This is a genomic window from Nocardia blacklockiae, assembly GCF_015477355.1.
Classification (GTDB): Bacteria; Actinomycetota; Actinomycetes; order Mycobacteriales; family Mycobacteriaceae; genus Nocardia; species Nocardia blacklockiae.
On sequence record NZ_JADLRJ010000007.1, the window covers coordinates 368026 to 386034 of the forward strand.

General features: G+C 70.6%; 16 protein-coding genes and 1 pseudogene. 9 read left to right on the plus strand and 8 right to left on the minus strand.

Annotated elements, in window-relative coordinates; genetic code table 11:
• Nucleotides 1-23: 23 nt before the first annotated feature.
• Nucleotides 24-1160, minus strand: a complete 1137-nt coding sequence (rffA, locus tag IU476_RS23170) for a dTDP-4-amino-4,6-dideoxygalactose transaminase (protein WP_195103294.1) — start codon at nt 1158-1160, stop codon at nt 24-26.
• A complete protein-coding gene (locus tag IU476_RS23175) occupies nt 1150-2241 on the minus strand; it encodes a glycosyltransferase (protein WP_195103295.1) in 1092 nt (363 codons plus the stop codon). The genes rffA and IU476_RS23175 overlap by 11 nt, the downstream gene beginning before the upstream one ends.
• Before the next feature lie 289 nt (nt 2242-2530).
• On the opposite strand from IU476_RS23175, the gene IU476_RS23180 reads away from it, so the two are divergent.
• The 3 genes from IU476_RS23180 to IU476_RS23190 all read left to right on the plus strand — a co-directional run bounded on the left by IU476_RS23180 (nt 2531) and on the right by IU476_RS23190 (nt 5644).
• On the plus strand, nt 2531-4783 hold the full coding sequence (locus IU476_RS23180; RefSeq protein WP_324194211.1) for a putative glycosyltransferase family protein: 2253 nt from the start codon (nt 2531-2533) through the stop codon (nt 4781-4783).
• Nucleotides 4784-4890: 107 nt separating this feature from the next.
• Nucleotides 4891-5412, plus strand: coding sequence for a GtrA family protein (locus IU476_RS23185; RefSeq protein WP_324194212.1), 522 nt, complete (start codon nt 4891-4893; stop codon nt 5410-5412).
• Nucleotides 5413-5422: 10 nt separating this feature from the next.
• Nucleotides 5423-5644 (plus strand): Trm112 family protein, encoded by a 222-nt coding sequence (locus IU476_RS23190; protein ID WP_195103297.1) that lies wholly within the window; start codon nt 5423-5425, stop codon nt 5642-5644.
• Nucleotides 5645-5651: 7 nt separating this feature from the next.
• Here IU476_RS23190 and IU476_RS23195 read toward each other — a convergent pair whose 3' ends face one another.
• From IU476_RS23195 to IU476_RS23215, 5 genes are all read right to left on the minus strand, one after another.
• Nucleotides 5652-6332 carry a TetR/AcrR family transcriptional regulator gene (locus IU476_RS23195; protein ID WP_195103299.1) on the minus strand — a complete coding sequence of 227 codons (681 nt, stop codon included), beginning with the start codon at nt 6330-6332 and terminating at the stop codon, nt 5652-5654.
• On the minus strand, nt 6329-7102 hold the full coding sequence (locus IU476_RS23200; RefSeq protein ID WP_195103301.1) for an ABC transporter permease: 774 nt from the start codon (nt 7100-7102) through the stop codon (nt 6329-6331). Before IU476_RS23200 ends, IU476_RS23195 begins: the two co-directional genes overlap by 4 nt.
• Nucleotides 7099-7830, minus strand: a complete 732-nt coding sequence (locus tag IU476_RS23205; protein ID WP_195103303.1) for an ABC transporter ATP-binding protein — start codon at nt 7828-7830, stop codon at nt 7099-7101. Before IU476_RS23205 ends, IU476_RS23200 begins: the two co-directional genes overlap by 4 nt.
• Nucleotides 7831-7916: 86 nt before the next feature.
• Nucleotides 7917-9434 carry a multicopper oxidase family protein gene (locus IU476_RS23210; protein WP_195103305.1) on the minus strand — a complete coding sequence of 506 codons (1518 nt, stop codon included), beginning with the start codon at nt 9432-9434 and terminating at the stop codon, nt 7917-7919.
• Between the two features lie 199 nt (nt 9435-9633).
• On the minus strand, nt 9634-10353 hold the full coding sequence (locus IU476_RS23215) for a DsbA family oxidoreductase (RefSeq protein ID WP_195103307.1): 720 nt from the start codon (nt 10351-10353) through the stop codon (nt 9634-9636).
• 169 nt (nt 10354-10522) lie between these two features.
• Here IU476_RS23215 and IU476_RS23220 point away from each other — a divergent pair, with 169 nt between their 5' ends.
• From IU476_RS23220 to IU476_RS23235, 4 genes are all read left to right on the plus strand, one after another.
• Nucleotides 10523-11695, plus strand: a complete 1173-nt coding sequence (locus IU476_RS23220; RefSeq protein WP_195103310.1) for an NAD(P)/FAD-dependent oxidoreductase — start codon at nt 10523-10525, stop codon at nt 11693-11695.
• A 38-nt stretch (nt 11696-11733) separates the two neighbouring features.
• Nucleotides 11734-12645, plus strand: a complete 912-nt coding sequence (locus IU476_RS23225; protein ID WP_195103312.1) for an RNA polymerase sigma-70 factor — start codon at nt 11734-11736, stop codon at nt 12643-12645.
• A 182-nt stretch (nt 12646-12827) separates the two neighbouring features.
• Nucleotides 12828-13160 (plus strand): DUF3761 domain-containing protein, encoded by a 333-nt coding sequence (locus IU476_RS23230; RefSeq protein ID WP_228824112.1) that lies wholly within the window; start codon nt 12828-12830, stop codon nt 13158-13160.
• A 106-nt stretch (nt 13161-13266) separates the two neighbouring features.
• Nucleotides 13267-13890, plus strand: a complete 624-nt coding sequence (locus IU476_RS23235; protein WP_324194213.1) for a DNA-3-methyladenine glycosylase — start codon at nt 13267-13269, stop codon at nt 13888-13890.
• Between the two features lie 55 nt (nt 13891-13945).
• Here IU476_RS23235 and IU476_RS23240 read toward each other — a convergent pair.
• A pseudogene (locus tag IU476_RS23240) lies at nt 13946-15310 on the minus strand (2-isopropylmalate synthase); the annotation flags it as partial.
• Nucleotides 15311-15481: 171 nt separating this feature from the next.
• Here IU476_RS23240 and IU476_RS23245 point away from each other — a divergent pair.
• Nucleotides 15482-16150: a FadR/GntR family transcriptional regulator gene (locus IU476_RS23245; RefSeq protein WP_195103321.1), complete on the plus strand. Its 669-nt coding sequence runs from the start codon at nt 15482-15484 to the stop codon at nt 16148-16150.
• 137 nt (nt 16151-16287) lie between these two features.
• Nucleotides 16288-17571, plus strand: a complete 1284-nt coding sequence (gene tyrS, locus IU476_RS23250) for a tyrosine--tRNA ligase (protein WP_195103323.1) — start codon at nt 16288-16290, stop codon at nt 17569-17571.
• Nucleotides 17572-18009: the final 438 nt, after the last annotated feature.

Here is an 18009-nt window from a genome sequence, read left to right on the forward strand (position 1 = left end):
CCTCCGGCCCGGCGGGGCGGGACTCAGACCCGGAAGGCGGTGACTGCTTCGATGACCCTGGTGATCTGGGCGTCGGTGAGGTCGGGCCAGAGGGGGAGGCGCAGGAGGGTGCTCGAGAATTCGGCGGTGCGGGTGCAGGGATGGGGGGTGCGGCCGAGTTTGAGGCCGGCGGGACTGGAGTCCAAGGGGACGTAGTGGAACGGGGCCGAGATGCCCTGGGCGCGTAGGTGATCGATCAGGTCGTCGCGGCGGCGTTCGGTGGGGGTGCGCAGGTAGTACAGGTGCGCGGTGTGCTCGCGGTCGGCGGGCACCTCCATCAGGCGCACGTCGTTGCGCCGCGCCCAGTCCGGCAGGGCGGCGGCGTAGGCGTTCCACACCCGGAACCGGCCCGCCTGGATCCGGTCGAACTCCGCCAGCTGCGCGTCCAGCACGGCCGCGTTCAGCTCGCTGGGCAGGTAGCTGGAACCGATGTCCTGCCAGGAGTACTTGTCGACCGCGCCGCGCAGGAACCGGGCCCGGTCGGTGCCCTTCTCCCGGATGATCTCCGCGCGGCCCATCAGGATCTCGTCGGTGAGCAGCAGCGCGCCGCCCTCGCCGCAGTGCACGTTCTTGGTGTCGTGGAAGCTCTGCGCGCCCGCGGTGCCGATCGTGCCCAGTTGCCGTCCGCGCCAGCTGCCGCCGAGCCCGTGCGCGTTGTCCTCGATCAGCGCCAGCCCGTGCGCGTCGGCGAGCGCCAGCAGCCGGTCCAGTTCCGCGGCCACCCCGCCGTAGTGGATCACCACGATCGCCTTGGTGCGCTCGGTGATCGCCGCGGCCACCGATTCGGCGTCGAGGTTGCCGTGGTCGTCGATGTCGGCGAAGACGCAGGTCGCCCCGCGCAGCGCCATGGCCGTCGCGGTCGAGGTGAAGGCGAAGCTGGGGACGATCACCTCGTCGTCGGGGCCCAGTTCCAGCAGCAGCCCGGCCATCTCCAGCGCGTGCGTGCAGGAGGTGGTGAGCAGCGCGTGCTGCGCGCCGGTGATCTCGCGCAGCTTCGCGGTGGCCGCCGCGGTGAAGGGGCCGTCGCCGTGGCTCTGGTCCGACGACAGCACGGCCTCGAGGTTGGCCAGTTCCCGCGCGGCGCGGTAGGGCCGGCTGAAGATGACGCGGTCAGTGCTCACCCGGGACGTTCCCCCCGTTCGCTGCGGTCGTGGACAGGGCCGGCGCCCGATGTTCCTCGGGACGCGGTGTGGGCGAATCTACCGTCAGGTAAAGGGGTTTGCCCACCAGCACGTGCAGGGCCACGCCCAGGTATTCGGCGATGAGGCCGAGCGAGAACAGGATCGCCCCGGAGACCAGCAGCAGCACGACGATCGTCGACGCCCAGCCCTCGGGGTCGTCGCCGTGGCCGAAGATCGCCTGCGACACGATGATCGCCGCGAACACCAGCCCCGCCAGCGCCAGCGTGACCCCCAGCATGCTCACCAGCCGCAGGCCGCGAGTTCCGCTGCACAGCACCATCTTCCAGAACAGCGAGAACAGCCGCCGGTAGTTGTAGCCGGATTCCTCCCGGCCCTCCGAGCGCAGCACCACCGGCGCCTGCGCGGCGTTGTCGACCACCCAGGTCAGCGCCACGTCCAGATACACGCCGTTGGAGGCGACCTCGGCCAGCTGCCGCCCGATGTCGCCGCGGATCAGCCGGTAGCTCTCGAACCGGGTCGAATCGGGAAAAGCGAACACGGTGGCCAGCACCAGTTTCGCGCCGCGCGAGGTGAGGTTGCGCAGGAAACCGTGCGGGCGGGTGTTGGTGGGCTTGGAGTAGACCAGGTCGGCCCGCTGCGCCAGCGCGGTGTCGAGGAACGAGCCGATGAAACCCGGATCGTGCTGGCCGTCCTCGTCCATGGTGACGATCCACTCGCCGCGCGCGGCCGCCATCCCGGCGATGGTGGCGGCGTCCTGCCCGAAGTTGCGGCTCAGCCACACCACCCGGACCTGCTCGTACTCGTCGTCCAGCTGCCGCAGCACCACGTCGGAGCGGTCCGGCCCGTGGTCGTGCACCAGCACGATCTCGGCGACGCGGAAGGTGGCGCCGGCGGGGGTGGTGGTGATCCGCGACAGCTCGTGCAGCTCGGCGACGAGCCCGGCGATGGTCTGTTCGCCCCGGTACACGGGCACGACCACCGAGACCGCGGCCACCCGGCCGTGGTGGCCGTCGGCCCGCGCCGGATCGGTGGCGGCGGAGCGGGCGGAGGGAATCGGCATCAGCTGGTTCGACTTTCGGGGACGACGGTGCGCGCCGGAACTCCTCGTTGCAGTGCAGAGCCCGAATCGCGGTGAACTCTAACACGCAGCGTGCCGCGCCCTCCGGCGTGGCGAGCCCGTCCGGGCGCGGGTAGCGGCCGGCGGGTGTACGGCGGTGGCGGCTCGCGGGTGCGGGGCGCTACGGGTGCAGGGCGGGTTACGGGTACATGCCAACCGTGACGCGGACCTGTAGGGTCTGGAACTCGTGGTGCAAAGTGCAGTGTCGACGGCGCTCGCCGAACCCCCTGCGGTGACAGAACCTTCCGGGCCGGCGGATCCCGCGCCGAAGGGCGGAGCCCGCAGAGACGTCTACCGCTGGGGAATCGTCACCGTGGTCGGCGTGATCCTCGGCTACGGCGCGGTGCTGCTCGCGAACGCGCGCCACTTCTTCACCGACGACACCGAATCCCAGTACACCCCGCTGTGGGTGATGCTCGGCCGCCACCTGCGCGAGGGCAACCTCCCGGTGCTGATCCCCGAGCAGTGGATGACCGGCAACTACACGATGGAGGAGGCGGGGCTGTTCAACCCGCCGCAGCTGCTGATCGATCTGATCGCGCCCTCGGTCGACAACCTCGCCGTCTACGCCACGGTGGTGAAGCTGATCTTCGCGATCATCGCGGCGCTCGGCGTGTACCGGGTGTGCCTGGCCTACGGCGGCCGGGTGCAGTGGGCCGCGGTGGCCGGTGTGGCCTTCCCGTTCACCGGGTGGTTCCTGTTCTTCGACCAGGCCAGCTGGATGACCTCGCTGACCGGCACGGCGTGGATGGTGCACGCGTGGGCGTCGTCGGTGCGCTACGCGCGCGGCAAGGGCGGGCCGATTCCCGTCTTCGTCTTCCTGTATCTGGCCATTTCGGTCGAATACGTCTTTCCCGCGGTGGAATCCGCGCTGATGCTGGTGGCCGTCGCGGTGGGGGAGCTGGTCTTCCAGCGCAAGTGGCAGCCGGTCGCGCGGCTGACGGCGGTGGCGCTGTGCGCGGGCCTGGCCGGTCTGCTGACCTATCTGCCGAGCATGCTGTCGGCGAAGGTGAGCTGGCGCGGCACCTCGCAGATCAATAACGACCAGTTCCTCACGGTGCCCTGGTCGGAGTCGCTCAACGCCAGCCTGCCCTCCGCGGTGCCCGCGCTGAATTCGTGGTGGGGCTACATCCAGCCGCTGCCGATGACCTATATCGCGTGGTTCCTGATTCCGGCACTGGCGTTCATCGACTGGGGCCGGGCGCGGGCGGCCTGGCGCGAACTCACCGCGGTGGCGCTGTTCGCGATCATGTTCCTGATGTGGGCGGCCGGGCCGGGGACGGTGGGCCCGCTGCGCTGGCCCGCCCGGGTGCTGCCGATGTTGGCGCTGGGACTGCTGGTGCTGGTGTGTGTGCTGCTGGGCCGCTTCGGCACCACCGCGAACCGGCGCGATCGCGGCATCGCGGCCGCGGTGCTGATCGGCCTGCTGTGGGTGCGCACCTTCTCGGCGCATCCGCACGCGGTGCTGTGGCACGTGCTGTCCGCGGTGGTGGTCGCCGCGCTCGGCGCGGCCGTGGTGTGGCTGGCGCGCACCCGGGGCGCGGGGGCGGCGGCCCTGCTGACCGTCGCGGCCATGCTCCCGATCGCCTACGGCCAAGTGACCGCGGCGCAACCGAATCCGATGAGCTGGAACCTGCCCACCAACCGCTCCGAGGCGAAGGCGGTGTTCCCGAAGTTCGACGGGATCACCCTGCAACTCGGCGACCGCGGGCTGCTGCAACCGGGCGACCGGACGCTGGAGGGCGCCTACGGCTCGCTGGCCTTCGGCAACTACGCCAAGGACGTGGAGCAGCACTACGTCAACGGCTACACGCCCAACGGGCACTACTGGTTCGGCGAGATGCTGTGCATGCGCTGGGATTCCAGCGTCTGCCCGGACGCCTACCGGCGCCTGTTCACCCCGGAGCCGACCACCGGCCGCACCGTCGCCGACCTGATGAAGCTGGACCGAATCGTCTTGCAGAAGGCCATGTTCCCCGACGCCGGTGCCCAGCCCGCGCCGGAAGGCTGGCAGTGGGTCGAGGTGCCCGGCCACGAGAAGTACATCTCGGTGCTGGAGCGGGTCGGCGGCCCGGTCTCGACGGTGAACGGCCGGGTCGCCGACGCCCACGACGTCACCGCCACCTCGCTGTCGGAATCGGAGACCTCCAGCAAGGTGCGGGTGTCCTCGGCCGAGGGCGGGCGCGTGGTGTTCGCGCGGCTGGGCTGGCCCGGCTACCGAGTGAGCTTGAACGGGCAGCCGGTGGCGTTCACCACCGTCGCGAAGTCCTTTGTCGCCGTGAACATTCCGGCCGGGACCGAGAACGCCACCCTGGAGGTGACCTGGCGGCCGCCGGGCTGGAAGATCGGCATCGGCACCGCGGTGCTGGGGCTGGCCGGTCTGGGCGTACTGCAGTGGTTGTACGTGCGCTCGCGGCGGCGGGACGACTCCGCTTCCGGCGAGTCCGCGGCCGCTCGACCCGAGTCGGCGGAATCACCGGCGTGAGCGCGTCCGGTCCGGACGAACATCGGCAGGTTTCTCCGGTGCTGCCGGAGACGGGTCCGGACGAACATAGGCAGCTCTTTCCGGTGTTGCCGGAGGCGGGTCCGGAAGTGCCCGGAAACGCTGCCGATTCCGTTGGCGGACAACATGTTTCCTCCGCCGGGAACGAGCCCGCGCCGGGCCTGCTGCTGCGGCTGATCCGGCGGCAGGAGATCGCGTTCGCCCTCGTGGGCGCCGGGAACACCGTGCTGGGCATGGTCATGACCGTGCTGTGGCTGAAGGTGCTGCCCGACAGCTGGCCGCCGGCGTCGGCGGTGGTGCTGGCGTACTGCGTGAGCATCGTGTTCGCCTTCGTCGCGCATCGGACGCTGGTGTTCCGGGTGCGCGGGCAGGTGCTGCGCGACTTCGCGCGCTTCGTGCTGGTGAACTCCGGCGGGCTGCTGCTCAACGCGCTCGGCGTGCAGTTGGCCGTGGGCGTCGCGCACCTGCCGGAGACGCCCGCGACCGTGGTGGTGATGGGGCTGGTCGCGGTGGCGACCTTCTTCGGCCACCGCTACTTCTCGTTCCGGCGCGCGCCGCGGCAGCACGCCGTCCCGCAAGCACCTGCCGCGCCCGATGCGGCGGCCCGGTAGGTTGTCGGTCATGGCGGAGGAAACCTTGGACCCCACCCTGCTCGGACTGCTCGCCTGCCCGCAGGACAAAGGGCCGCTGTCGCTGGTCCACGACCGCGACGGCAACACCGTGCTCTACAACCCGCGCCTGCGCCGCGCCTACGCCGTCGACGACGGGATCCCGGTCCTGCTCGTCGACGAGGCCCGCGACGTGAGCGACGAGGAGCACGAGGCGTTTTCGGCCCAGAGCTGAGGCGCGGTCACCTCGACGCGCCGTTCTCTCGCGCGGTCGCGGGAAACTCCAGGTCGCCGGTGAGATAGCGCTGGAGCGTCGGGCCGACGAGGGGTGCGAGTTCGGCGGGGGTCATCGCGGCGAGCGGTTGTACGCCGACCACCTTGCGGGCCACCAGGAGGCCGATCATCTGCGAGGCGGCCAGTAACACTCGGGGGACACCCGTGCCCGGAGGTTCGTCGACGCGCTCCCGTACGTCGCGCAGCACCACCTCCAGGAGGAACGTCCGGGCCAGCGCCGGGTCGCTGCTGCCGCCGAGGATGCTGCGGAAGGCCGCTACCGCGTGCATGCCGATGGGGGAGTCCCACGCCTCCAGCACGGTGCGCACGATCGTCTCGCCGAGGCGCTCGGTCGGCGCGGCGGCGATGCGCTCCAGGATCACGTCGGGGTCGATCGGCAGATCCAGTGCGGCGGTGAGCAATTGCTGCTTCGTGCCGAAGTAGTGGTGCACCAGCGCGGGGTCGACGCCCGCCTGCCCGGCGATGGAGCGGATCGACGCCTTGTCGAAACCCACCTCCGCGAAACGACTTCGGGCCGCGTCCAGAATCGCGTCGCGGGTGCCGGAGCGGCCGGGCCGTCGCCCGCTGCGGCCCGGGCTCTCCCCGTCGACGGCCTCGAGGTGGTCGGATAGACCGTCGTCGGCCGTCACGCCGTCCGCCTCCGCAGTGTCGCCGCGCCCAGAGTCAGTGCGACGGCGGCGAATCCGGCGACGATCCCGAGATCGCGCCACATCTCGCCGGTCGCCCCCGGATGGCGGGACACCTGCTGGAGCGCGTCGACGGCGTAGCTCAGCGGCAGCAGGTTGCTGATCACCTCCAGCCAGTGCGGCAGCTGCCCGCGCGGTACCAGCAGCCCGCACAGGAAGAACTGCGGCCCCACCACCAGCGGCATGAACTGCACCGCCTGGAACTCGGTGCGCGCGAAGGCACTTGCCAGCAGCCCCAGGGCGACGCCGAGCACCGCGTCCACCACCGCGATCAGCAGCACCAGCCACACGCTGCCCTCCGAACGCAGGCCCAGCAGCCCGAACGACACCAGGCACGCCAGCGCGGCCTGGCCCGCGGCCGCGGTGGAGAACGCCGTGCCGTAGCCGGCCAGCAGGTCCAGCTTCGCCAGCGGCGTCGTCATCAGGCGTTCCAAGGTGCCCGAGGTCCGCTCGCGCTGCATGGCGATCGCGGTGATCAGGAACATCACGATGAACGGCAGGATGCCGAGCATGCTGATGCCGACCCGGTCGAACAACCGCGGCATTCCGGGCACCACCGGGGTGTCGCGATACACGAAGTACAGCAGCAACATCAGCAGCGCGGGCACCAGCAGCAGCATGGCGACCGTGCGGTGGTCGCCGCGCAGCTGCCGCAGGATGCGCGCGGTGGTGGCGGTGTAGCAGCGCAGCGGGCGCGGGGTGACGGTGGTCATCGCGGCTCTCCCATTCTGATCAGCGCGAGGAAGGCGTTCTCCAGGCTCGATTCGCCGGTGTCGGCGCGCAATTCGTCCGGGGTGAGCTGGGCCAGCAGCTGTCCGTCGCGCATCAGCAGCAGCCGGTCGCAGTGTTCGGCCTCGTCCATCACGTGACTGGACACCAGCAGCGTGCGGCCCTGCGCGGCGAGGGCGTGGAACTGGTCCCAGAGTTCCACGCGCAGTACGGGATCCAGGCCGACGGTCGGTTCGTCGAGGACCAGCACCTCCGGGTCGGCGACCAGCGCGCAGGCCAGTGAGGCGCGGGTGCGCTGCCCGCCGGAGAGCTGGTTGCCGCGCTGCCGGGCGTGCGGGCCGAGCCCGACCGAGTCGATGGCGGCGGTCACCTCCGCGCCCGAACGGCCGTACAGCGCACCGAAATACGAGACGTTGTCGGTGACGGTGAGGTCGTCGTAGATGCTCGGCGCCTGCGTCACGTACCCGACGCGCGAGCGCAGCCCGGCCGAACCGGCCGGCTCGCCGAGCACCCGGACGCTGCCGGCCTCGATCAGCTGCGTGCCGACGATGCTGCGCATCAGCGTGGTCTTGCCGCAGCCGGACGGCCCTAGCAGCCCGGTGATGCAGCCGCGCGGCACGGTCAGCGAGACGTCGTGCAGAACCTCACGCCCCCCGCGGTGCACCCGCAGGTGCTCGACCGCGATCGCGGGGGACGGATTCGGTGCCGTCATGGGTCACCCTCTTATTCATCGAGTGTTGAATTCACTGTGTGATGAATTCTGCGCTCCGGGGTGTCGCGGCGCAACCCCCGCGGGGATCAATGTCCGCTGTGGAGGGAAGGCCGAGGGGCGGGCGCGCCGGGCTCGACGACCACGAATTGGCCCATCATTCCCTGGTCCTCGTGCCACAGCAGGTGGCAGTGGTACATGTACGGGTGGTCGGGGTCGGCGGGGCCGTCGAACCGCAGCACCAGCCGGACGGTGTCGCCCGGGGCGAGCAGCACGGTGTCCTTCGGCCCGGACAGGGCGGGCGGGGGCGGCGCGCCGTTCACCTCCGTGACCGCGAATCGGACGTCGTGCACGTGGAAGTTGTGCGGCATGCCGTCGGTGTTGCGGACCACCCAGGTCTCGGTGCTGCCGCGGGTCACGGTGGCGTCGACGCGGTCCATGGCCATCGGCCGCCCGTTGATGGCGGGGAGTTGCAGGTCGAAGCTGCGCTCGCGCAGCGAATCCGACGCCGCGGGCAGGCGGGTGGGCACCAGCCGGTCCGGAATTCGCGACGTCGAACGCAGTACGCTCGCCGCCCGCAGTTCGAGGACGTCGAAGGTGTCGTCGCCGCCGTTGAACCGGCGGCCGAAGAAGTCCAGGCCCAGGTCGGCCGGGTAGCCGCGCAGCACGACGCGCTCGGCGGGGCGCACGCGCACGACGATCTCCGCGCGCTCACCGGGCGACAGCCGGACCCGGTCCAGGTCGGCGGGACGGTCGAGGAGTCCGCCGTCGGTGCCGATCAGCGCGAAGCGGCGGTCGTCGGCGAAGCCGAAATTGTAGACGCGGGCCGTCGAGGCGTTGAGCAGGCGCAGCCGCACCACCTCGTCGCCGACCTCGCGGTACGGCGCGAGGGTGCCGTTGACCATGGTCCGATCGCCGAGTGTGCCGGTGTCGGAGAGGAATCCGCGCCCGTGGTCGAACTCGCCGCCGCGGAACTTCACGTCCTGCACGATCAGCGGGAGGTCGTCGACGCCGTAGGTGTGCGGCAGGGGCAGGGCGTCGGACTCGTCGTCGTCGAGCACGAACAACCCCGCCAAGCCGCGCTGCACGTGAGATTCGGTGGCGCCGTGGGGATGTGGGTGGTACCAGAGGGTCGCCGCGGGCTGGTCCACGGTCCACTCCGGCGCCCAGGTCGCGCCGGGGGCGATCGCCTGGTGCGGGCCGCCGTCCATCGCCGCGGGCAGGTGCATGCCGTGCCAGTGCACCGTGGAGGCCTGGTCGAGCGTATTGCGGACCTCGACGCGCACCCGCTCACCGCGCCGCGCCCGCAACGTGGGACCGAGATGGTCGCCGTTGAATCCCCACGTAACGGTGGCTTGACCGGGGCGAAAATACCTTGTCCCGGAACGCATCTCGAGGTCGAAGACACGCGTACCGTCAATATCCTTGTGCGACTGCGCTTCCGGAGGCACGTTCAATTCCTCGGTGAAATTCACCGCCCCCACGGTGGACACCCGCGCCGTAACGTACAGCCAGACCACCCCGCCCCCGGCCGCGAGCACCACGACGGCCAGTAAAGCGCTGAGCCGAAACAGAATTCGCCGCGTCCGCGACCGTGGAGAGGCCATGCCTAGACGCTAGAAACCACGACCGCCCCGCGATATCGGTGAGTACCCGGATTCCCACCCGGGTTCACCCCTGAGGGGGCGGTCGCGAGCGCCCGGGTTCTGCCGGACCTCTCGAGCGGGTTGCGGGCGACCGGGTTCGGCGGGGTCTGCCGGGTAGGGGCCGCGAGCACCCGGTTGCGCCGGACCGATAGGGCGGGGCTCAGGAGCGGTCGGGCAGGGCGCACCCGTCCGGGCCGCAGGCGTCGGCTCCGCCGACCACCTCGAGTGCCGGTTCGTGTTCGGCCCAGGCGCGCTCCAGCACCTGGGTGAAGACTTCGGGAGGCTGTGCGCCGGAGACCCCGTAGCGGCGATCGAAGACGAAGAAGGGCACGCCCCGCGCGCCGAACCGCGCGGCTTGCTCCTCGTCGGCGCGGACCGCGTCGGCATAGGCCTCCGGGTCGGCGAGCACGGCCCGGACGTCGGTCTCGTCCAGCCCCGCCTCGACGGCGAGTTCGACCAGCCGCTCGGCATCGCCGAACAGCGGCCGCTCGTCGGCGAAGTTGCCGCGGTACAGCGCGTCCAGCAGCTGTTCCTGCCGACCGCGCGCGAGCGCGTAGTGCAGCAGCCGGTGCATGTCGAAGCTGCTGCCGAAATCGCGCCCGCCGGTGCGGTACCGCAGCCCGGCCGCCTCCGCCTGGGCGGCGATGCCCCGCTCGTTCGCCGCGGCCTCCGCCTCGCTGATGCCGTACTTCTCCGCGATGTGCGCGAGCACCGGGCCACTGTGGTCGCGCGGCAGCGTCGGATCCAGTTCGAAGGACCGATGCACCACGTCCACCTCGCTGCTGTGCGGGAATTCCGCGAGGGCCTGCTCGAAACGCCGCTTGCCCAGATAGCAGAACGGGCAGTTGATGTCGGTCCAGATCTCGACCTGTACGGCCATGTCACCTCACTCGGATACGCAGCGGTCGCAGAGTGCAACCGCGCTCGCCGCGACCCTGTTCCGAACAGCGGGACAGGCGGTGACGCAGGTCACACGAAAGGCTGTCACGTTCCGTGCCGCCGGTTTGTCCCATAGCCGACCCCGCCCCTTCGAGCCTTGGGAGCACATCATGAACGTCACCGAGCGGCACGAGATCGTCGTCTTGGGCGCCGGCTACACCGGCATGCTGGCCACCGTCCGGCTGGCGCACCGCACACGCGGGCGGAACGTGCGGATCACGCTGGTCAACCCCGCGGAGCGGTTCACCGAGCGGCTGCGGATGCATCAGGTCGCAGCCGGTCAAGAACTCGCAGACCACCGCATCCCGGACATGCTCGACGGTTCGGGAGTGGATTTCCGGCGCGCGGCCGCTGTCGCCCTCGACCCCGGTGCCCGCCGCGTGACCCTCGACGACCGCACCGAATTGGGTTACGACACTTTGGTTTACGCCCTTGGCAGCGCCACCGACACCACCGTGGTGCCCGGCGCGGCCGAGCACGCCTGGACCTTGAACGATCCCCGTGCGGCACACCGGTTCTCGCGGCGGCTGACCGAGATCGCCGCGGCGAACGGCACGGTCACCGTCGTCGGCGGCGGGCTGACCGGTATCGAAGCGGCCACCGAGATCGCCGAGAGCCACCCCGCCCTGACGGTCACCCTGCTCGCCGACACCGAGCCGGGCGCGATGATGGGTGACCGTGCGCGGGCCCATCTGAACGCCGCGCTGGACCGCCTCGGCATCGTCCGCCGGGTCGGCACGCGGGTGACCAAGGTGCTGCCCGACGCGGTCCGGCTGGCCACCGGCGAGCTGCTCGCCTCGGACCTCACCCTGTGGACCGCCGGCGTGCGGGTTCCCCGCCTGGCCGCCGACGCCGGAATCGCCACCGACGCACAGGGTTTCATCCTGACCGACGCCACGCTGCGCTCGGTGTCGCATCCCGACGTGTACGCCGTGGGCGACGCCGCCGCGGTGCGGCAGGCCTGGGGGCGGATCCACGGCACCTGCCAGAGCGGCATGCCCACGGCCGGCTACGTCGCCGACACCATCGCCCGGCGGCTGCGCGGCAAGCAGGTGCGGCCGTTCCGGTTCGGCTACTTCCACCAGCCGGTCAGTCTCGGCCGCCACGACGCGGTCATCCAGTTCACAAATGCCGACGACACCCCGCGGCGCTGGTACCTCACCGGCCGCGCGGCCGTCTTCTACAAGGAGGCCGTGAGCAGCAGCCCGGTCCCGTTCTTCGCGATGAGCAAGCGGGTGAACGTCCCCGTCGCGCTCTCCAAGGGCGGGCGCGCGACCCGCTGACCTTGCCCGCGCACCACTTTCCGGAAAGCATGAGGCCCATGCCGGACGATCGCCGCGAACTCGACACGCCGCGGGGCGAGGAGACCGATCCCTTCCTCGCCCACCGGCGCCTGCTGTTCGGCACCGCCTACCGCATGCTGGGCAGCGTCGCCGACGCCGAGGACGTCCTGCAGGACGCATGGCTGAAATGGCACGATGCCGACCGGGACGCGATCGAGCACCCGAAGGCCTACCTCGTGCGTACCGTGACGAATCTGTCGCTGAACCGGCTCACCTCGGCCCGCGCCGTCCGCGAAACCTACGTCGGCCCCTGGCTGCCCGAACCACTGCTGGCCGCGCCCGACACCACCGCCGACACCGAACTGGCCGACAGCGTCTCGACCGCGATGCTGGTGGTGCTGGAGACGCTGGGCCCGGTCGAGCGCGCCGTGTTCGTGCTGCGCGAGGTCTTCGGGTTCAGCCACGCCGAGATCGCAGGCTTCCTGGACCGGCCGGAGCCGTCGGTGCGCCAGATCGCCCACCGCGCCCGCGAGCACGTGCACTCCCGCCGCCCGCGCTACGACGCCGACGCGGCGGCCCGGCGCGAGATCACCACCAAATTCCTGGCCGCCGCGCACGGCGGCGACGTCAACGCGCTGATGGAACTGCTCGCCCCCGACGTCACGCTGTGGAACGACGGCGGCGGCAAGGTCACCGCCGCACGCCGCCCGCTGCACGGCCCGGACCACGTCGCCCGCTGGCTGCTCGGCGCCATGGCCAAGCCCGCCAGCGCCGGAGCCCGGCTGGAACCCGCGACGATCAACGGGGAACTCGGGCTGCTGGTACTCGCGGGGGACCAGCCGATCGGCGCGCTGAGCTACGACATTCTCGGCGGCCGCGTCGAGAACATCCGGTTCCAGGTCAACCCGGACAAGCTCGGTGGCCTGCGCACCGGCGCCCGGCGGGGATAGGGCCCCTACGGGGCAGCGCGGAGCACCCGCCTCGGGACCGTGGTCATTGAGCCACCGGGACTTTCGTCATCTCGAGGAAAGATCGCTCGGAATGTGCCGAGTGTCTGAGTTAGGGTGATCTCCGCTGGGGGGCTCACTGCGCTCCCGGTGAGAAGTGTTCTGCCGTAAGGAATTTCGAAATGATGACGAATATGCTCCGGGGCGCCGGGCGGACTCGCCCCACGATCGCCGGGCGGGCCGCCGGGCTCACGTCCCTGCTGTTCGCGGCCGCCGTCGCCACCTCCGCCTTCCTCGCTCCCGCCGCGACCGCCGGTACCGCGCAATTCGTCTGCGGCGCAGGGGAATACGAGAACGTCGACCATGCCTGCGTGCCGCGTCCCCAGCAGAGCGCGACGCCGCCGGACGGCGCCACCGCGCAATGCAACGACGGCACCTACAGCTTCAGCCAGCACCGCCGCGGCACCTGCTCGGGCCACGACGGCGTCGACCGCTGGCTGGTGAATCTGCCCAAGTGAGGGCTTGATGAGGGATCGGCCCGGCACGCGGGGTGCCGGGCCGATTCATCGGTGCCCGGCCGCCCGCGTTTGGCTCGGCAGGGCCGGTTCGGGACAATGGGGCGCTGTGTCTGCCGAGGAACTTGCCGTCGAACCGCAGGCGGCCGCGCGCCGGCTGCTGGGCGCCACGCTGTGGTCGGGACCCGTCGCCGTCCGAATCGTGGAGGTCGAGGCATACGGCGGGGATCCGGCCGGGCCGTGGCACGATCCCGCCGCGCACTCCGGCCGCGGCCGCACCCCGCGCAACGCCGTCATGTTCGGCCCGCCCGGCGTGCTGTACGTCTACTTCAGTTACGGCATGCACACCTGCGTGAACGTGACGAGCGGTCCCGACGGGGTGGCGAGCGCGGTGCTGATCCGCGCGGGCGAGGTGACCGCGGGCCACGACACGGCCCGCAGCCGCCGCCCGACCGCCCGCACCGACGCCGACCTCGCGAAGGGACCCGGCAACCTGGGCAGCGCGCTGGGCATCACCCTCGACGACTACGGCACACCTCTGTTCGACCCGGCCTCGCCGATCCGCCTGGAACTGGGCCCGGAGCTCACCGACACCTCGGCCGTGCGGGCCGGGCCGCGGGTCGGCGTCAGCCTCGCCGCGGACCGGCCGTGGCGCTGGTGGCTGGCGGACTCGCCCGCGGTCTCGGCCTACCGCCGCAGCCCCCGCGCTCCCCGGCTGGAGCGCCCGGCCTGACCGTTCACCGAATCACCTCCGCAACGTCTCATTCCGCCGACTCGCGTCGAAACTCGTTGTACAGCTTCCAGAGCGTCTCCGCCGGGACCTCCATGCCCGTCTCGTCGGTGAACCGCTGTACCCGCCGGGCGAAGGCGACCTGCTCGTCACGTGACAGCGTCACTCCGTACTCGGTTTCCAGCAGGTAGGCGATGCCGCCCTTGCCGGATTGCGAATTGACCCGGATCACCGCCTCGTAGGAGCGGCCGACGTCGGCGGGATCGATCGGCAAGTAGGGGACATCCCAGTCCGCCTCGCGCTCCGGGACGCCTCGGCGCGCGGCCTCGGCGCGATGGGCGGCGAATCCCTTCTTGATCGCGTCCTGGTGCGTCCCGGAGAACGCCGTGTAGACCAGGTCGCCCGCATACGGATGGCGCGGGTGGACCGGCAGATTCGTGCAGTACTCGACCGTCCGGCGGATCTCGTCGATATCGGAGAAGTCGATGCGCGGATCCACCCCTTGCGCGTGCAGGTTCAGTGCCAGCGTGGCGATATCGACATTGCCGGTGCGCTCGCCGTTGCCGAACAGGCACCCCTCCACCCGCTGCGCGCCGGCCAGCACCGCTAGTTCCGCGCAGGCGACGCCGGTGCCGCGATCGTTGTGCGGATGCACCGACAGCACCACGCTGTCGCGCCGGGACAGGTGGCGGTGCATGTACTCGATCTGGTCGGCGTAGACGTTCGGCGTCGCCACCTCGACGGTCGCCGGCAGGTTGAGCGTCACCGGCCGCCGCGGCGTGGCATCCCACAGCGTCGTCATCGAATCACACACGCGCAGCACGAAATCCGGCTCGGTGAGCATGAAGACCTCGGGCGAGAACTGGAACCGGACGTTGGGCAGGTGCCCGGCGAGCTCCAGGACGTCGCGCCCACCGGCGTGGATCAGTTCGGCCAGTTCGTCGCGGGTGCGGCCCAGGACGACCTCGCGCCACCGCGGGGCCGTCGCGGTGTACATGTGGATCACCACGTCGTTGGCGAGGCCGTCGATCGCCTGCACGGTGCGCTCGATCAGGTCACGCCGGGCCGGGGTGAACACCACCAGCGTGACGTCCTCGGGCGCCAGCTCGGCGTCGCGGATCAGGCGGACGAAGTCGAAGTCGGCCTGCGAGGCACTCGGGTAGCCGACCTCGATCTCCTTGTAGCTCATGGCCACCATCAGCTCGAAGAAGCGGCGTTTGCGCGCCGGGTCCATCGGCTCGGCGAGGGCCTGGTTGCCGTCGCGCAGATCCACGGGCACCCACAGCGGCGCCTCGGTGATCCGGTTCGACGGCCACCGCCGGTCGATCTCGGGAACCGAAACCCGTTCGTGCACAGCGCGATACCGATGCGACGGCATGACGGACGGACGCTGGCGATTCCAGGGGAAGGCGGAAGTAGACATGTAGTGCGTTGCTTTCGCGTCGGAGGAGTGACCGGCGCAGCCCAGCAACCCGCGGGCAGGGTGCCGGTCGATCAGACCCCGCCGCGGCGGCCGAGGAGAAGCAGTCCCTGTCCCATGTGGCCTACACTAACCAGAAACAACTCCTCAGACAAGTAGAGAGGTGTGCGGGCTTTGGCGCACGTACAAAGGCATCCGCTGGCCGCTCAGGCCGCCGAGGTACTGCTCGGCCGGATCCGGGCCGGCGAATGGCTGCTCGGCCACAAACTGCCGGGGGAGACGACGCTGGCCGCGCAACTGGGCGTCGGCCGCTCCACGCTGCGCGAGGCGATCCGGGAGCTGTCGGGTAAGGGTGTGCTCGAAAGCCGCCAGGGCGCAGGGGTTTTCGTGACCGCGCTGGAGGTGACCGAGGACTGGGACACGCTGCTGCGCCGCGCCGACATCGTCACGGTCGTCGAGGCCCGCATCGCCATCGAGGCGGAGGCGGCGGCCCTCGCCGCGCACCGCCGCACGCCCGCGGACCTGCGGGCCATGTGGCGCGCCCTGGCCGCCCGCGCCGAGGCCGGGCCGTCCGTGGAGGAACTCGTCGACGCCGACACCGCCTTCCACCGCACGGTCGTCACCGCCGCCCACAACGACGTGCTCACCAGCATGTTCGACGCCTTCGTCCCCCGGTCGCGGCACGCCATGACCGACATGCTCCGCCTGCGCCCGCTGCCCGACGAGCACGCCGACCACCGCGCCCACGAGGTTCTGCTGGAGGCCGTCCGCGCCCGCGATCCCGCCGCCGCGGCCACGGCGAGCCGGGTGCATCTGACCTCGCTGAAGGACGCCTTCGCCTGAATCGCCACACCCACGCAACGCGGTGCACCCGTCCCGGCCTTGCCGACAGAAAAGGTCGAGCTCCGCGGCGGCGCGCGCGGCTACCCTCGCCGGACCTGTGCACGGGCGGGCGCGGGGCGTGCGGAAAGATGGGCGAGGTGAGCGTCGACATCATCGATGAACTGAGCTGGCGTGGGCTGATCGCGCAGTCCACCGACCTGGACGAGCTGCGGTCCGACCTGGCGAAGGGGCCGACCACCCTCTATGCCGGGTTCGATCCCACCGCGGCGAGCCTGCACGCCGGGCACCTGGTCCCGCTGCTGACGCTCAAACGGTTCCAGCAGGCCGGGCATCGCCCGATCGTGCTGGCCGGTGGCGCCACCGGACTGATCGGCGACCCGCGCGACGTCGGCGAGCGGGTGATGAACTCGACCGACACGGTGGCCGCCTGGGCGGAGCGCATCCGCGGGCAGCTCGAGCGGTTCGTCGACCTCGACGACTCGCCGACCGGCGCGATCATCGCGAACAACATGGACTGGACCGGCCCGCTGAGCGCGGTCGACTTCCTGCGCGACATCGGCAAGCACTTCTCGGTCAACGTCATGCTGGCCCGAGAGACGGTGAAGCGCCGGCTCGACGGCGAAGGCATCTCCTACACCGAATTCAGCTACATGCTGTTGCAGGCCAACGACTTCGTGCAGCTGCGGCGGCGGCACGGCTGCCGGTTGCAGGTCGGCGGGTCGGATCAGTGGGGCAACATCATCGCCGGCGTGGAACTCAACCGCCGGCTCGACGGCGAGCACGTGCACGCGCTCACCACACCGCTGGTGACCTCGGCCGACGGCAAGAAGTTCGGCAAGTCGACCGGCGGCGGCAGCCTGTGGCTGGACCCGGAGATGACCAGCCCGTACGCCTGGTACCAGTACTTCGTGAACACCGGCGACGCCGACGTCATCCGCTACCTGCGCTGGTTCACCTTCCTAGACCGCGACGAGCTGGCCGAACTCGAGCAGGCAACCGCGGAGCGGCCGCACGCCCGGGAGGCGCAGCGCCGGCTGGCGGCCGAGATGACGACGCTGGTGCACGGCGAGGCGAACACCCGCGCGGCGCAGCTCGCCAGTCAAGCCCTGTTCGGGCGGGGTGACCTGCACGAACTCGACGAGTCGACGCTCGCCGCCGCATTGTCGGAGGCGGCGGTCGACGGCACGGTGGCCGAGGTGACCGACGGCGCCACGATCGTCGATCTTCTGGTCGCCTCGGGGCTGTCGGACAGTCGCGGGGCGGCCCGGCGGGCGGTCAGTGACGGCGGCGCGTCGGTGAACAACACCCGCGTCTCCGATCCCGAATGGACGCCCGGCGATTCGGACTACCTGCACGGACGCTGGCTGGTGCTGCGGCGCGGGAAGAAGAACTTCGCGGGCGCCCGCCGCGCGGGCAGATGAAGATCGCCATGACCTGAGTCACACCCGTGTGATTCAGGTCGGGCGGTGGTCTGATTGCGCTCTTCTGACCTGCATGAACACCGAGCGTCTTGGGGATTTGACGATCCGTTATCCGACACGTAACTTATTCCGAGTCAGAGCGACACGGACGCCGACCCGGAGCCCCAAGGCCCGGGACACGAGGTAGGACGAGGAGCGCCTGACGGTCGGCAAGACCGCTCGACACCCCGAGCTTGACTCGATGGGGGAGAGTGGTTAGGCTGGAAAAGTTGCCTCTAGAGAAGGTCGAGAGAAAATCGGCCGGATCTTCGGTGCGTGTGTTCTTTGAGAACTCAATAGTGTGTCGATGAATGTCAGTGCCAATTATTTTTGGTTCCGGCTCTCTACACCCCCGTGTGAGGGTCGGGCATTTTTGTCAGCTATTTTCCGGCTGGCGTT

Excerpts from the sequence above, each read along its gene's own strand:
- IU476_RS23215 (WP_195103307.1), bottom strand. The coding sequence starts at position 10,353 with ATGGCCGTACAGGTCGAGATCTGGACCGACATCAACTGCCCGTTCTGC.
- IU476_RS23205 (WP_195103303.1), bottom strand. The coding sequence starts at position 7,830 with ATGACGGCACCGAATCCGTCCCCCGCGATCGCGGTCGAGCACCTGCGG.
- IU476_RS23230 (WP_228824112.1), top strand. The coding sequence starts at position 12,828 with ATGACGAATATGCTCCGGGGCGCCGGGCGGACTCGCCCCACGATCGCC.
- IU476_RS23225 (WP_195103312.1), top strand. The coding sequence starts at position 11,734 with ATGCCGGACGATCGCCGCGAACTCGACACGCCGCGGGGCGAGGAGACC.
- IU476_RS23200 (WP_195103301.1), bottom strand. The coding sequence starts at position 7,102 with ATGACCACCGTCACCCCGCGCCCGCTGCGCTGCTACACCGCCACCACC.
- IU476_RS23175 (WP_195103295.1), bottom strand. The coding sequence starts at position 2,241 with ATGCCGATTCCCTCCGCCCGCTCCGCCGCCACCGATCCGGCGCGGGCC.
- IU476_RS23220 (WP_195103310.1), top strand. The coding sequence starts at position 10,523 with ATGAACGTCACCGAGCGGCACGAGATCGTCGTCTTGGGCGCCGGCTAC.
- IU476_RS23210 (WP_195103305.1), bottom strand. The coding sequence starts at position 9,434 with ATGGCCTCTCCACGGTCGCGGACGCGGCGAATTCTGTTTCGGCTCAGC.
- IU476_RS23190 (WP_195103297.1), top strand. The coding sequence starts at position 5,423 with ATGGCGGAGGAAACCTTGGACCCCACCCTGCTCGGACTGCTCGCCTGC.